General features: G+C 63.1%; 15 protein-coding genes. 5 read left to right on the forward strand and 10 right to left on the reverse strand.

What is annotated here, in order from left to right:
• Nucleotides 1-75 precede the first annotated feature (75 nt).
• Nucleotides 76-855, forward strand: coding sequence for an ABC transporter permease (locus AC1D1P_RS00760; protein ID WP_477668330.1), 780 nt, complete (start codon nt 76-78; stop codon nt 853-855).
• Nucleotides 852-1,664: an ABC transporter ATP-binding protein gene (locus AC1D1P_RS00765; protein ID WP_477668331.1), complete on the forward strand. Its 813-nt coding sequence runs from the start codon at nt 852-854 to the stop codon at nt 1,662-1,664. The genes AC1D1P_RS00760 and AC1D1P_RS00765 overlap by 4 nt, the downstream gene beginning before the upstream one ends.
• Here the strand turns inward: AC1D1P_RS00765 and AC1D1P_RS00770 are convergent.
• From AC1D1P_RS00770 to AC1D1P_RS00780, 3 genes are all read right to left on the reverse strand, one after another.
• Complete coding sequence (locus AC1D1P_RS00770; protein WP_477668332.1) at nt 1,661-3,076, reverse strand: MFS transporter; 1,416 nt, start codon at nt 3,074-3,076, stop codon at nt 1,661-1,663. The two genes, AC1D1P_RS00765 and AC1D1P_RS00770, sit on opposite strands and share 4 nt — an antisense overlap.
• A gap of 441 nt (nt 3,077-3,517) precedes the next feature.
• A complete protein-coding gene (locus AC1D1P_RS00775) occupies nt 3,518-4,090 on the reverse strand; it encodes a hypothetical protein (RefSeq protein WP_477668333.1) in 573 nt (190 codons plus the stop codon).
• 69 nt (nt 4,091-4,159) lie between these two features.
• A complete protein-coding gene (locus AC1D1P_RS00780; RefSeq protein ID WP_457281027.1) occupies nt 4,160-4,381 on the reverse strand; it encodes a CsbD family protein in 222 nt (73 codons plus the stop codon).
• Nucleotides 4,382-4,554: 173 nt separating this feature from the next.
• Here AC1D1P_RS00780 and AC1D1P_RS00785 point away from each other — a divergent pair, with 173 nt between their 5' ends.
• Entirely contained in the window at nt 4,555-4,728 is a 174-nt protein-coding gene (locus AC1D1P_RS00785) for a hypothetical protein (RefSeq protein ID WP_477671801.1), read from the forward strand.
• Nucleotides 4,729-4,793: 65 nt separating this feature from the next.
• On the opposite strand, the gene AC1D1P_RS00790 is transcribed toward AC1D1P_RS00785, so the two are convergent.
• Nucleotides 4,794-6,404, reverse strand: a complete 1,611-nt coding sequence (locus AC1D1P_RS00790) for an ABC transporter permease (protein ID WP_477671802.1) — start codon at nt 6,402-6,404, stop codon at nt 4,794-4,796.
• A gap of 123 nt (nt 6,405-6,527) precedes the next feature.
• Between AC1D1P_RS00790 and AC1D1P_RS00795 the strand changes: the two genes are divergently transcribed.
• Entirely contained in the window at nt 6,528-7,607 is a 1,080-nt protein-coding gene (locus AC1D1P_RS00795) for an ABC transporter ATP-binding protein (protein WP_477671803.1), read from the forward strand.
• Between the two features lie 24 nt (nt 7,608-7,631).
• On the opposite strand, the gene AC1D1P_RS00800 is transcribed toward AC1D1P_RS00795, so the two are convergent.
• The 6 genes from AC1D1P_RS00800 to AC1D1P_RS00825 form a co-directional block, all read right to left on the reverse strand.
• On the reverse strand, nt 7,632-8,375 hold the full coding sequence (locus AC1D1P_RS00800) for a lysophospholipid acyltransferase family protein (RefSeq protein WP_477668338.1): 744 nt from the start codon (nt 8,373-8,375) through the stop codon (nt 7,632-7,634).
• Nucleotides 8,376-8,389: 14 nt separating this feature from the next.
• Entirely contained in the window at nt 8,390-9,697 is a 1,308-nt protein-coding gene (locus tag AC1D1P_RS00805) for a dihydroorotase (RefSeq protein WP_477671804.1), read from the reverse strand.
• A complete protein-coding gene (locus AC1D1P_RS00810; RefSeq protein WP_477671805.1) occupies nt 9,694-10,656 on the reverse strand; it encodes an aspartate carbamoyltransferase catalytic subunit in 963 nt (320 codons plus the stop codon). The genes AC1D1P_RS00805 and AC1D1P_RS00810 overlap by 4 nt, the downstream gene beginning before the upstream one ends.
• 66 nt (nt 10,657-10,722) lie before the next feature.
• Complete coding sequence (pyrR, locus tag AC1D1P_RS00815; RefSeq protein WP_477671806.1) at nt 10,723-11,226, reverse strand: bifunctional pyr operon transcriptional regulator/uracil phosphoribosyltransferase PyrR; 504 nt, start codon at nt 11,224-11,226, stop codon at nt 10,723-10,725.
• Nucleotides 11,223-11,645 (reverse strand): Holliday junction resolvase RuvX, encoded by a 423-nt coding sequence (ruvX, locus tag AC1D1P_RS00820; protein WP_477671807.1) that lies wholly within the window; start codon nt 11,643-11,645, stop codon nt 11,223-11,225. Before ruvX ends, pyrR begins: the two co-directional genes overlap by 4 nt.
• Nucleotides 11,642-12,229, reverse strand: coding sequence for a YqgE/AlgH family protein (locus AC1D1P_RS00825; RefSeq protein ID WP_477671808.1), 588 nt, complete (start codon nt 12,227-12,229; stop codon nt 11,642-11,644). The genes ruvX and AC1D1P_RS00825 overlap by 4 nt, the downstream gene beginning before the upstream one ends.
• Before the next feature lie 136 nt (nt 12,230-12,365).
• Here AC1D1P_RS00825 and AC1D1P_RS00830 point away from each other — a divergent pair.
• The coding region (locus AC1D1P_RS00830; RefSeq protein ID WP_477671809.1) for a deoxyribodipyrimidine photo-lyase at nt 12,366-12,649 on the forward strand (284 nt) is incomplete at its 3' end.

The following is a 12,649-nucleotide window of genomic DNA, read 5'->3' on the forward strand; positions in this document are numbered from 1 at the left end:
GCGCCACCAGCGGCCCGGCAAAGCCGGTTCCGCGCTGGCCCTGGCGAAGGCAAGCGCCGCTACCAGGTTACGCGCATGAGACCACTCCAACCTGTCACTCCCGGCGCGCGCATCGCGCTGGGTGTGAGCTTCTTCATCCTGTTCTTTGTCGTGTGGGCCATCTTCACGCTGGGGGGCTATGTCTCCAAGACATTCCTGGCGGACCCCATCACCATGGTGAAATCAGGTTACGACCTGCTGGCCAACCAGGGTTTCGCCAAGGACATCGGCATGACGGTCTGGCGGGTGTTGGGCGGCTTTGCGATTGCGGCCTTGCTGGCAGTGCCGCTCGGCGTGATGATGGGCGCCTACAAACCGGTCGAAGCGTTCTTTGAACCCTTTGTGAGCTTCGCACGCTATCTGCCGGCCTCGGCTTTTATTCCGCTACTGATTTTGTGGGCCGGGATTGGTGAGGCACAGAAGCTCGCCGTGATTTTTATCGGCTCCTTCTTTCAACTGGTGTTGATGATTGCCGTGAGTGTCGGCAACACGCGGCGCGACCTGGTCGAGGCGGCCTACACGTTGGGCGCGGCCGACCGCGGCATCGTGGTGCGCGTGCTGCTGCCCAGTGCAGCGCCCGAGATTGCCGAGACCTTGCGCATGGTACTGGGCTGGGCCTGGACCTATGTGATCGTCGCGGAGCTGATAGGCGCGTCCAGCGGCATCGGCCACATGATCACCGACAGCCAGGCACTGCTGGCGACAGACCAGATCATCTTCGGCATCATCGTCATTGGTGTATTCGGCCTGGTCACCGACCTGGCGTTTAAAGCGCTCAATAGAAAACTTTTCCCGTGGGCTCAGTTAGGCCGATGACTTCTTCTTCCTCCACACCGATCCTGACCGTCACCCAGTTGTCGAAAACCTTTGCCGCCAACAAGGGCCCCGGCACCGTCGCGCTGCAAGCCACCGACCTCGCGGTTGCCGAGAACGACTTCATCACCATCCTCGGTCCTTCAGGCTGCGGCAAGTCCACCCTGCTGCGCATGGTCGCCGGGCTGGACATTCCCACAAGCGGCACCATCGTGCTGGACGGCAAACCCATAGCGGGCCCAGGCGCGGACCGCGGCATGGTGTTCCAGAGCTACACGCTCTTTCCGTGGCTCACGATTTTGCAAAACGTCTGCTTTGGCCTGCGGGAAAAAGGCATGCCACTGGAAAAGCAGCACGATATCGCGCACCAATTCATCAAGAAGGTCGGACTGCAGGGATTTGAGAACCATTTCCCCAAACAGCTTTCAGGCGGCATGCAACAACGCACAGCACTCGCTCGTGCCCTTGCCAACAACCCGCGCATCCTGCTGATGGACGAGCCCTTCGGCGCACTGGACCATCAGACGCGTGAGCTGATGCAGGAGCTGCTGCAAGGTATCTGGGAGGCCGAGCAGAAAACCGTGCTGTTCGTGACGCATGACATCGATGAGGCCATCTTTATGGGCAGCCGCGTGGTCGTCATGAGCGCAAGACCAGGCCGCATCAAGTGCGACATTGCGGTGCCCCTGGAGCATCCACGGCATTACTTGGTAAAGACGACACCGGTTTTCACGGATCTCAAGGCAAAACTTACCGAAGAAATCCGCGTCGAAGTGCACCGGGCGGCGGGCCTGCAGGCGCCCGCCGTTTAATCCGTCTGAGTTTTGGGTCGTGCTGCCTGCGTCATGCGCAGGGCGCTGCAAACACCGGCCGTGGCGGCAAAGGCAGCGGCCAGCCAAAGGGCGATCAAGGGACCCTGACCGCCTTCACCGGGACTGGACACGGCAAAAATCATCGCCAGTAAAACCGCGCCCAATGTCTGTCCCGTCAAACGTGCCGTGCCCAGCATGCCGCTGGCGCCGCCGCTGCGGTGTGCGGGCGCCGAGGTGATGATGGTGTGGTTGTTGGGTGACTGAAAGAGGCCGTAGCCGATGCCGCACAGCGCCATTCGCCAGACGATGTCGGCCTGCGCCGGATGCGCGGGCAACACGGCCAGCAACACCAGCCCCAGGCAGAGCATGGCCATGCCAACGCCGCCCAGCAGGCCGCCTGGATAGCGCCCTATAAGCCGGCCCACCAGCGGCGAAGTCACCACAATCGCCAGCGGCCAGGCGGTGAGCAGCAAGCCCGCCTCGAGGTGACTGAAGCCGTAGCTGCCCAGCAGCAAAAAGGGCAGGCAGATATAGGCCAGCGTCTGCGCGCAGAAGGCGCCTATCGACGTGCCCATGGACAGCGCGAACACGGGAATGCGCAGCAAATCAAGCGGAAATAGCGGCACGGGCATGGCCAGCTGGCGGCGCACGTAGATCACGCCGATGACGATTCCGGCGGCCAGCTCGGCCAGCGGCAGCCACAAGGATGATGCCGCACCCGGCACAGCTTCCACGCGTACACCCAGGCCGTCTACGCCCAGGAACACCAGGCCGAACATCAGGGCGTTGAGCACCACATCGACCGGCGAGAGCTTGAGGCTCTCTGCCTTGGCGGTGTTCTCGGGCAGCGCCTTTCGACCCCACCACAACGACATCAGGCCGAACGGCACATTGAGCGCAAACAGCCACGGCCACGAACCGACGGAAAGAATGCCGGCCGCAATCGACGGGCCGGCCACCGAGGCGGTGGCCACCACCAGCGAGTTGATGGCGATGCCGCGGCCGAGCAGGTGTTTTGGGTAGATGAGCCGAACCAGCGCGGTGTTGACGCTCATGAGGCCAGCCGCGCCCAAGCCCTGCAGCACGCGGGCCAGCGCCAGTGTGGTCAATGAATCAGCCAGCGCACAGAGCAGCGAGGCCAGCGTGAACACGGCCATGCCTGCCAGGTAAACGCGACGGTAACCGATGATGTCGCCTAATGTGGCCAGCGGCAGCAAGAGCGCCAGCGTGGCGACCTGGTAGGCGTTGATGACCCAGATGGACTGGGCGGGCGCGGCGTTCAGTTCACGGGCGATGTCCGGCAGCGCCAGGTTAACGATGGTCCCGTCAAGCACCGCCATGACAATACCGAGAACGATGACCAGCAACGCACGCAAGCGTTCGCGAGCGGGCAAACCATCCTGAACAAGCATTGAGACCTTTGGTTGTGGCGGGCGGCAAACAGCTGAATCTCTGGCCGCCGCGAAGCTCTCATTTTAAGAGCGCGACCCCGATGCACGCCGGAGCCGGCGCCCTGTCCCAGTGTGCTCCTTGGATTCTGGGGAACCGACGACGCCAGCCGCATCCCCGTGGCGCAGCCGGCTGCGGCTCTACAAGCGCCGTCACGCCCGCACCACCAGCAGGCTGATTTCTTATGAAAAAAGTAGCCGAAGCCCTTATGTATATTGCGCAAGCAGCTCCTGAATTAATAGCAAATGAGGAACCGGGCGAACAAGCGGGGTGAAGCAAGAGAGGCGCAACAGGAGGGCAAAACGAAAAAACCCGGTGATGCCTCGGCATCCCGGGTGATTCCGGCGGTTTCACGCGCCGTTCTGGAGGAAGGCCTGCCACCCTCGGGTAGCAGGCTCCGCCGCTTACTTCATGCCGAACTTGGCCTTGGCGTCGTTCTGGCAGGTGTCCTTCGGGGCGCCGGTAAGCGCATCGCAACGCTCCTTGGCGGCTTTGTARTCGGCYTCACGCTTTTCGGCGCTGGCGTCCTTCTTGGCTTCGGTCACTTTTTCAGTCTTGTTCTTGCTGGTGTCGGCTGAGGTCTTGGCGACCTTGGCGTCTTCCTTGGCTTTGACGTGGGCCGCTTTGGCATCTTTCACGCAAACGTCCTTCTCATTGCCTTTCAGGTCGTCGCACTTTTCCTTGGCGGCGTCGTAGGCGGCATCGCCTTTGGCCAGGGCCACCTTTTCGGTGTTGCGCGGGCTGGGCTTGTACTGGGCTTCCAGTTCGGCCTTGGCGACTTTTTCAGCGCCTTTGGCTTCGGCCACGCAGATGTCTTTGGCATTGTCTTTCAAGGTGGCGCACTTGTCGCGGCCGGCTTTGTAGTCGGCCGAGATGCGGTTGCTCTCGGCTTTATGTTCCTCTTTGGTCATAGCCAGGGCCTGGCCGGCAAAAGCACAGGACATCACAGCGGTCAGCATCAGTAATTTGGTTTTCATGGATTTTCCTTTGGATGAGTTGGAGTTATGGATTGGTTATGGATGGACGCTGGAACGCTCAACGGCGGATCAATAGCGCTCAAAAAAATCGGTCGGGTTGCGGTCTTTCCAGGCGGCGACCTGCTTCTCAGCCTCATCCTTGCTGAGGCCGTGGCGCTCCTGGATGCGGCCCAGCAACTGGTCGCGTTTGCCGGCGATTACATCGAGGTCGTCGTCAGTGAGCTTGCCCCACTGTTCTTTGACTTTGCCTTTGAATTGAAGCCAGTTGCCTTCCACGCGGTCCTTGTTCATGGTGTTCTCCTGAACGTCAGTTGATAAATTCGCCCGTCGCACTTATGTCCCATGTCGTCCGGGCGGCATGTTCACACCGTACGCTCGTTCTTTTTCTCCCACCGTAGGCCCCCGTATTTGATGAGCGTAGGCTCATGCTTACAGGCTCGGCGCCGCGCTGCGAGAACGTGCCATTGCGCGAAGAAAAGCAACAAAATTCGCAACGGCTTCCTGGCCGGAACGTAACTGCATGGCACGCCGGCCAGGGCAAGAACTGTTTTTATTTCGACATCAAGGTGGTGGACGGCAGCGACACCAAAGATGAAAAATCGCAGCCCGTGGCGAAGCCTGCGGCTCTGGCGGCCTGATGCAGGAATACCGCTACATCAAGGCCAAGGCCTGAGTGCGGCTGACGGGAAGTGCCTGGTTGCGTTTACTTTGACCGCAGCGTGCGGCTGAGCAGCGCGACGGGCAGCAAACCCACCAGCACCAGCGCCAGCGCGGGCAAGGCGGCCTCACCAAGCCGCTCGTCGCGCGCGAGCTGGTAGGTGATCACGGCCAGGGTGTCGCTGTTGAAGGGCCGCAGCACCAGCGTGGCGGGCAGCTCTTTCATCACATCGACAAACACCAGCAGGCCCGCTGCCGCCACCGAGCGCTTGAGCAGCGGCCAATGAACGCGGCTGAGGATGCCCAGGCCGCTGGTGCCCAGCATGCGCGCGCTGTCGTCAAAGCTGGCCGGGATGCGCGAGTAGCCGCTTTGCAGGCTTTGCAGTGCCACGGCGCTGAAGCGCACCAGGTAAGCCCAGACCACACCGAGGATGGTGGCGGTGACCCAATAGCCCGCGCTGGTCTGCGGCGCAGCGGCCTGCAACCAGCCCACGGGCAGCAGGAGGCCCACCACAATCACCGCGCCGGGCACGGCATAACCCAGACCCGCCAGGTGCACGGCAGCGCGGGTAAGCAGGCCCGGCTGCCGGCGCACCGCAAAGGCCAGGCCCAAGGCAAGCGCGGTGGCCAACAGTGCGCTCAAGCCTGCAAGGCCAATGCTGCTGAGCGTCCAGCCAATGAATTTGTCCCAAAGCAGGTTGTCCCACCCCAGCACCAGCGGGCGCAGCATAAAGAGCACCGGCAACACAAAGCCCAGCGCGATGGGCACGGCGCACACGAGCCAGGCCGAAACGGCGCGCAGGCCGCGCAACTGCACGGGGGCCGCGTCTTGCGCGCCGGCGCGCGCGCCGCGGCCGGTGGCAAAGCGCATGCGCTTTTGCGCGCTGTGCTCTATCCACAGCAGCAGCGCGACAAAGAAAAGCAGCACGGTCGCCAGCTGCGCCGCAGCGATGCGGTTGTCCATCGAGAGCCACGCCTTGTAGATGCCGGCGGTGAAGGTCTGGATGCCGAAATAGCTGGAGACGCCGAAGTCGGCCAGCGTTTCCATGAGCGCCAGCGCCACACCAGCGGCCACGGCAGGCCGCGCCAGCGGCAGCGCCACACCGCGGATGCGGCGCGACAGCGGTGCGCCCAGCAGGCGCGCCGCTTCCATCAGGTGCACGGCGCGCTCAGACAGGGCCGTGCGCGCAAGCAGGTACACATAGGGGTAGAGCGCGACGGTGAAGACCAGTACGGCACCCCCCAGGCTGCGCACCTCGGGCAGCAGCCGGCCCTGCAGGCCGAAGCTGGCACGCAGCCAGGTCTGCAGCGGGCCGGCGTATTGGAGAAAGTCGGTATACGCATAGGCCAGCACATAGGCCGGCATGGCCAGCGGCAGCAGCAAGGCCCACTCAAACACCCGGCGCCCGGGGAAATCAAACAGCGTGACCATGCTGGCGGTGGCCATTCCCACCACCGCCACGCCAAAGGCCACGCACAGGCACAGCAGCAGTGATGTGCGCGTGTAATCGGGCAACACGGTCTGCAGCATCTGCAGCAGGATGGATTGCGCATCGCTGTTGAACTGCAGCCAGGACAAGGCGACGGCCAGCACCGGCAGCGTCAGCAGCCCAACCAGCAAAAACAGCACAACAGAAGGGAAATATCGGCGAAACATGGAGCCCCGGAAGCCTCAGCAAAAAGGCCTCTCGCGGGAAGGAGCCCTGCCCCCGCCTGCGTTCGCCACGCTTTTGCAGTCAGTCACTGCAAATGAGAATTGTAAGCATCTACAATTGTTTGCATGTTTCTGGATATCTCCCAGTTGGGCGTGCACTACGCCGGCCGCTCAAAACCCGCCGTGGACGGCGTGTCGTTCAGCCTCCAGGCAGGGGAAATCGGCGTTCTGATCGGGCCTTCAGGTTGCGGCAAAACCACCTTGCTGCGCGCAGTGGCTGGCCTTGAACGGGCCAATGCCGGCAGCATTACGCTGGCAAAGGATGTGGTGAGCACCGCCGCCTTGCATGTGCCGGCCGAATCCCGCCGCATCGGCATGGTGTTTCAGGACTACGCGCTGTTTCCGCATCTGGATGCCGCGCACAACGTGGCCTTCGGGCTCACTCATCTAACACCCGCTCAGCGCAAGCAGCGCGTCGCAGACGTGCTGGAGCTGGTCGGCCTGGGCAATGTGCACAAGCGCTTTCCGCATGAGCTTTCAGGCGGCCAGCAGCAACGCGTGGCACTGGCGCGCGCGCTTGCACCGCAGCCGCGCCTGCTGTTGCTGGACGAGCCGTTTTCCAACCTGGACGTGGACCTGCGTGAGCGCCTGGCGCACGAGGTGCGCGGCATCCTGAAGGCGGCCGGCGCCACCGCACTGTTCGTCACACATGACCAGCTGGAGGCTTTTGCCATCGGCGACCGCATCGGCGTAATGCACCAGGGCAAACTGCACCAGTGGGATGAGGCTTATGCGCTGTACCACCGCCCTGCCACCCGATTTGTGGCTGACTTCATCGGCCATGGTGTGTTTGCGCAAGCGCATATCGAGCAGCGCGGCGACGACGTGGTGGTGCACACTGCGCTGGGCGACCTGACGGACATGCTCGAATGCCCCTTGCCCGGCGCGTATGCCGGCGGCCTGTGCGACGTGCTGCTGCGCGCCGACGACATCGTGCATGACGACAACGCACCAGTGAAAGCGCAGATCGTGCGCAAGGCATTTCGCGGGTCAGAGTTTTTGTACACGCTCAAATTGCAGACGGGCGAGACGGTGATGGCGCATGTGCCGTCGCACCACAACCATGCGCTGGGCGAGTGGATAGGCATACGTGCCGAGGTCGACCATGTGGTGACCTTTCCCCGTGAAACCGTTGCTGCGCCCTAGCCGCGCTTAGCTCCGCCGGCCACTTTACCCTTGCGTCTGCCTCAGACGCTCAATATCTTCCCGCAGCGCCTGCGCCCACACCCGGCGGGTCTGGCCTTGCGGGGCCTGCACCTCGCCAAAGGTAACGACCGCCTTGAGCGGCGGCGCAGTCAGGGTGCGCCAAATCGATCCGACCAGGGTTTCGTCATCCACATAACTGGGGGCGAAGCTGGTCGCGCCGCTGGCGGCGTCGATGAACTTCAGTGCCACCGGCTGCACCGGCACAGACGCTTCAATGGCCGCCTGGATAAGGTTGGCGTGAAAGTGCTTGAGGGTGATGCCGTCGCCCGTCGTGCCTTCAGGGAACACCGCCAGGATGTCGCCTGCGCGGAGGCGGTCCGCCATTTGCGTGACGACGCGGTGAGCATCGCGCCGCGACTCGCGCTCGATGTAGAGGGAACCCGCGCCGTCTGACAGCGTGCGCACAAAGGGCCAGTCCCGCACATCCGCCTTGGAGACAAAGCGGCAATGGCGCGAGGCATGCATCACCAGGATGTCCAGCCACGAAATATGGTTGGCCACCAGCAACACCGGGCCGGTGGCCGGCGGCGTGCCATTGACCACCAGTTCAATGCCCACGATGCACAGCATGGCCCCGGCCCATGCCTGTACGCGGGCCTCCTGCTCAGCCTGGGGAAGTTTGGGGAAAGCAGTCTTGATCGTCCAGAAACCCTGGACGGCATGCACGATGGCGCGCAACAAGGTCCCACAAAAGTGAAGCCATTTCATACGGAAGCAGCGCCTCAGTGTGAAGCGTCAGGAGCTTCATAAGCGAGCTGTCCGCCCACGATCGTCCAGCGCACGCGCGCAGGCATCTGGTGGCCCGAGAACGGTGTGTGCTTGCCCTGGCTGCGCAAGGCGGCGGGCTCGACTGTCCATTCACCGGCGGGGTCAAATATGCAGATATCGGCCACGCCGCCTTTAACGAGCTGCCCCGCGCTGGCCTGCAGCGTGCCAAGCGCATTGCCCAGCACCCGCGCGGGTTCACTCGTAAGCACCGCCAGTGCGCGCTGCAGACCAGCATCGCTGTCAGTACCCCATTTGCAGGCCAGGCCCAGCAGCAACTCAAGCCCTGTGGCGCCCGGCTCGGCTTCGGCAAAGGGCAAAGTCTTGGCGTCTTCGTCAACAGGCGTGTGGTCAGACACCAGCGCGTCGATGGTGCCGTCGGCCAAACCCTGGCGGATGGCGTCGCGGTCGCGCTGCTGACGCAGCGGCGGGTCCAGCCGCATGCGGCTGTCGAAGTAGCCGATGTCCACGTCGGTCAAGTGCAGGCTGTTGATGCTGACGTCACAGGTCACGGCCAGGCCTTCTGTCTTGGCCTTGGCCACCAGGGCCACACCCGCGGCGCTGCTGATGCGGCACAGGTGCACGCGCGCGCCGGTGGCACGCACCAGCTCGAAGATGGTGTGCAGTGCGATGGTTTCGGCGGCGACTGATACACCGCTCAGGCCCAGGCGCGTGGCCAAAGCGCCGCTGGCAGCGACGCCGCTTCCCAGGTACATCTCTTGCGGGCGCAGCCAGACGGTGTAGCCGAAGGTCGAGGCGTATTGCAGGGCGCGCATCATGACTTGCGTGTTGGCCAGCGGCACCTCGGCCTGGCTGAAGCCTACGCAGCCCGATTCCGTCAATTCGACCATCTCGGTCAGCGTCTCACCCTTGAGCGCACGCGTGAGCGCACCTAGCGGGAACACGCGCGACTGGTGCAGCTTCTCGGCGCGGAACTTGAGCATTTCAACGAGGCCGGGCTCGTCGAGTACCGGATCGGTATCAGGCGGGCAGACCAGGCTTGTGACGCCGCCGGCCACAGCCGCGGCGAGTTCGCTTTCGAGCATGCCTTCGTGCTCGTGCCCAGGTTCTCGCAAGCGGGCGGACAAGTCGATCAGGCCGGGGGCGACGATGCAGCCCGTGGCATCAATCGTCTTGTTGGCCGCGAAATCAGCGGGCGGGCCTTTGAGCGAGACGATGCGGCCCGCGGCAATTGCCACGTCGCAAACTTCGTCGAATTTCGAGGCTGGGTCGATGACGCGGCCGTTTTTTATGAGTATCTTCATGCTTCGTTCCCTGCGACTATGCTCATGACGGCCATGCGGACTGCAATACCAAATGTGACTTGCGGCAGGATCACACTCTGCGTGCCGTCGACAACGGCGGAGTCAATTTCAACGCCGCGGTTGATAGGCCCGGGGTGCATGACGATGGCGTCTGGCTTGGCCAGTTTCAATTTTTCGGTGGTGAGGCCGAAGCTCTTGAAGAACTCCTGGCTGCTGGGCAATAGCGCGCCGGACATGCGTTCGTTCTGCAGCCTGAGCATGATGATTACGTCGGCGTCCTTGATACCTTCTTCGAGCGTATTGCAGACGCGAACGCCCATCTGCGCCATGTCGGCGGGCACCAGGGTCTTGGGGCCGACCACGCGCACTTCGGGGCAGCCCAGCGTGGTGAGTGCATGGATGTCGGAACGCGCCACGCGCGAGTGCAGCACGTCACCGACGATGGCGACCGTGAGCTTGCTGAAATCTTTCTTGTAGTGCCGGATGGTGTACATGTCGAGCAGGCCCTGCGTGGGGTGCGCATGGCGGCCGTCGCCGGCGTTGATGACGTGCACATGCGGCGCGACGTGCTGGGCGATCAGATAAGGTGCGCCCGATTCGCTGTGGCGCACGACGAAGAGATCGGCGGCCATGGCACTCAGGTTGGCGATGGTGTCGAGCAGCGACTCGCCCTTGGAGGCCGATGAGCGCGCGATGTCCAGGTTGATGACATCGGCCGACAGCCGCGTGGCGGCGATTTCGAAGGTGGTGCGGGTGCGGGTGGAGTTTTCAAAGAAGAGATTGAAGACACTCTTGCCGCGCAGCAGCGGGACTTTTTTGACTTCGCGGTTGTTGACGCTGACGAAGTTGGCGGCGGTGWCGAGGATCTGCGTCAGGGTGGCCTTGGGCAGGCCTTCAATCGACAGCAGGTGAATCAGCTCGCCGTTTTTGTTGAGTTGCGGATTTCGTCGATACAGCATGTGATGGACTCCTTGGGGTCTCTTGGTTTTTTGGGGGTGGCCTGGCAGTAATAGTGATGGTGACGATCAGCCCTGAACCTGGAAGCTGAACTTGCCGTCCTCTGCGCGGGCCAGTTCAAGCGACTGCGAAGCGGGCAAGGCCACGCGCGCCACCGCCAGGTCGGGCTGCACCGGCAGCTCGCGCCCGCCGCGGTCTACCAGTACGACCAGCTTGACACTGGCGGGCCGGCCGTAGTCAAACAATTCGTTGAGCACCGCCCGGATGGTGCGGCCGGTGTAGAGCACATCGTCCACCACGACCAGGTGGGCGCCGTTCACGTCAAAAGGCAGCAGCGTTTGACCGCTGGAAGCCAGGCCGCGCTGTGAAAAATCGTCGCGGTGCATGGAGGACGACAGCACGCCGGCTTCGCCTTCCAGGCCCAGGTCTTTTTGCAGGCGCTGTGCCAGCCACGCACCACCCGAGGCCACGCCGACCAGCTTGGGTGGTTGGGGATAAGACGCCAGTTGCTGGCGCATGCCGCGCAGCAGGTCGCTATACAGCGCCTCAGCGTCCAGGGTCAGGCTGCTCATGGAAAACTCCTTAAAAACTGCTCGAGGATGATGCAGGCCGAGGCTGCGTCGGCATCGGCTGCGCCGCCGGCCAGTGCTTCGGTGGTGCTGTAGCGTTCATCCACCTCAAAGACCTGCAGGCCGAAGCGCCCGCGAAGCTGGCGGGCGAACTTTTGTGCGCGCACGGTATTGTCGTGGCTTGCGCCGTCGGGGTGAAAGGGCACGCCGATGACGAGGGCGTCGGGCTGCCACTCCTTGATGCGCGCCTCGACCGCCTTGAGGCGGGCGTCGCTGCCTTCAGCGTTGATGGTGGGCTGGGGGGTGGCGGTACGGGTCAGCACGTTGCCGGTGGCAACGCCGGTGCGCTTGAGACCGAAGTCGAAAGCCAGAAAGGTTTGGAGGCCAGAGGCCCGAAGGGAAGGCATGGCCGCAAGGCTCATGCGTGACCGGCCTCGGGAGAGAGCATCCAGCTTTGCAGGCCCAGCAGCATGAGCGCCTTGTCGTAGCGTTGCTCTACCGGTGTGTCGAAAATCACACCGACGTCGGCTGCGACCGTGAGCCAGCTGTTGTCCGAGATTTCCGATTCCAGCTGGCCTTCACCCCAGGCCGAATATCCAAGGGAGACAAACAYCCTGCGCGGGCCGGCGCCCGTGGAGAGCGCTTCCAGCACGTCTTTGGAGGTGGTCATTTCGAGGCCGCCGGGGATCGTCATCGTCGAGGCATAGACCGATTCGTTGCCCGGCATCATGGATTCGTGGAGAACAAAGCCCCGTTCGGTCTGGACCGGGCCGCCCTGGAATACCGGGGACTGGGTCAGGTCGTCGCGCCGCAGAGGCAACTCGACCTTGTCGAACAGGTTCTTGAGATTGATATCGCTGGGCTTGTTGATGACCAGCCCCAGCGCACCCCGGTCGCTGTGTTCGCACATGTACACCACGCTCTTGGCAAAAGCTTCATCATCCATCCCCGGCATGGCAATGAGGAAGTGGTGCGTGAGGTTGATCGATGCAGAATCCGTGGCCATGGCGGGATTTTACGCCGGACGGGACGGCGCGGGGAGCCCACCCTGCCGGCCACCCGCCAATTCGCGGGGGATCTACGGCCGGATAGCCGCTTTTCGCTACGATGGCCGGATGCACAAGAAGTATGAAACGGGGTTGATGTGGTTCAGGCGCGACCTGCGGGTTCAGGACAACGCCGCTCTGTACCACGCGCTGAAGTCATGTAAGCAGGTGTATTGCGCATTTGTTTTTGACAAAACCATTCTGGAGGTTTTGCCCCAAACTGACCGCCGCGTGGAATTCATACAGGAATCGGTACTGAGGCTGGATGGCCAACTGCAGAGGCTGGGCGCAGCGGCTGGCAGCCTCGGCGCCGGCCTGTTGACGGCCCATCACGGTGCCGTGGACGCGGTGGTGCGGCTGGCGGCAGAGCTGGGCGCCGA

This window comes from Polaromonas sp. P1_E1_2 (assembly GCF_056406035.1).

What these genes read in the sequence shown, in the direction of transcription:
- AC1D1P_RS00760 (WP_477668330.1), top strand. Translation starts at nt 76, where the DNA reads ATGAGACCACTCCAACCTGTCACTCCCGGCGCGCGCATCGCGCTGGGT.
- AC1D1P_RS00765 (WP_477668331.1), top strand. Translation starts at nt 852, where the DNA reads ATGACTTCTTCTTCCTCCACACCGATCCTGACCGTCACCCAGTTGTCG.
- AC1D1P_RS00770 (WP_477668332.1), bottom strand. Translation starts at nt 3,076, where the DNA reads ATGCTTGTTCAGGATGGTTTGCCCGCTCGCGAACGCTTGCGTGCGTTG.
- AC1D1P_RS00780 (WP_457281027.1), bottom strand. Translation starts at nt 4,381, where the DNA reads ATGAACAAGGACCGCGTGGAAGGCAACTGGCTTCAATTCAAAGGCAAA.
- AC1D1P_RS00790 (WP_477671802.1), bottom strand. Translation starts at nt 6,404, where the DNA reads ATGTTTCGCCGATATTTCCCTTCTGTTGTGCTGTTTTTGCTGGTTGGG.
- AC1D1P_RS00795 (WP_477671803.1), top strand. Translation starts at nt 6,528, where the DNA reads ATGTTTCTGGATATCTCCCAGTTGGGCGTGCACTACGCCGGCCGCTCA.
- AC1D1P_RS00800 (WP_477668338.1), bottom strand. Translation starts at nt 8,375, where the DNA reads ATGAAATGGCTTCACTTTTGTGGGACCTTGTTGCGCGCCATCGTGCAT.
- AC1D1P_RS00805 (WP_477671804.1), bottom strand. Translation starts at nt 9,697, where the DNA reads ATGAAGATACTCATAAAAAACGGCCGCGTCATCGACCCAGCCTCGAAA.
- pyrR (WP_477671806.1), bottom strand. Translation starts at nt 11,226, where the DNA reads ATGAGCAGCCTGACCCTGGACGCTGAGGCGCTGTATAGCGACCTGCTG.
- ruvX (WP_477671807.1), bottom strand. Translation starts at nt 11,645, where the DNA reads ATGAGCCTTGCGGCCATGCCTTCCCTTCGGGCCTCTGGCCTCCAAACC.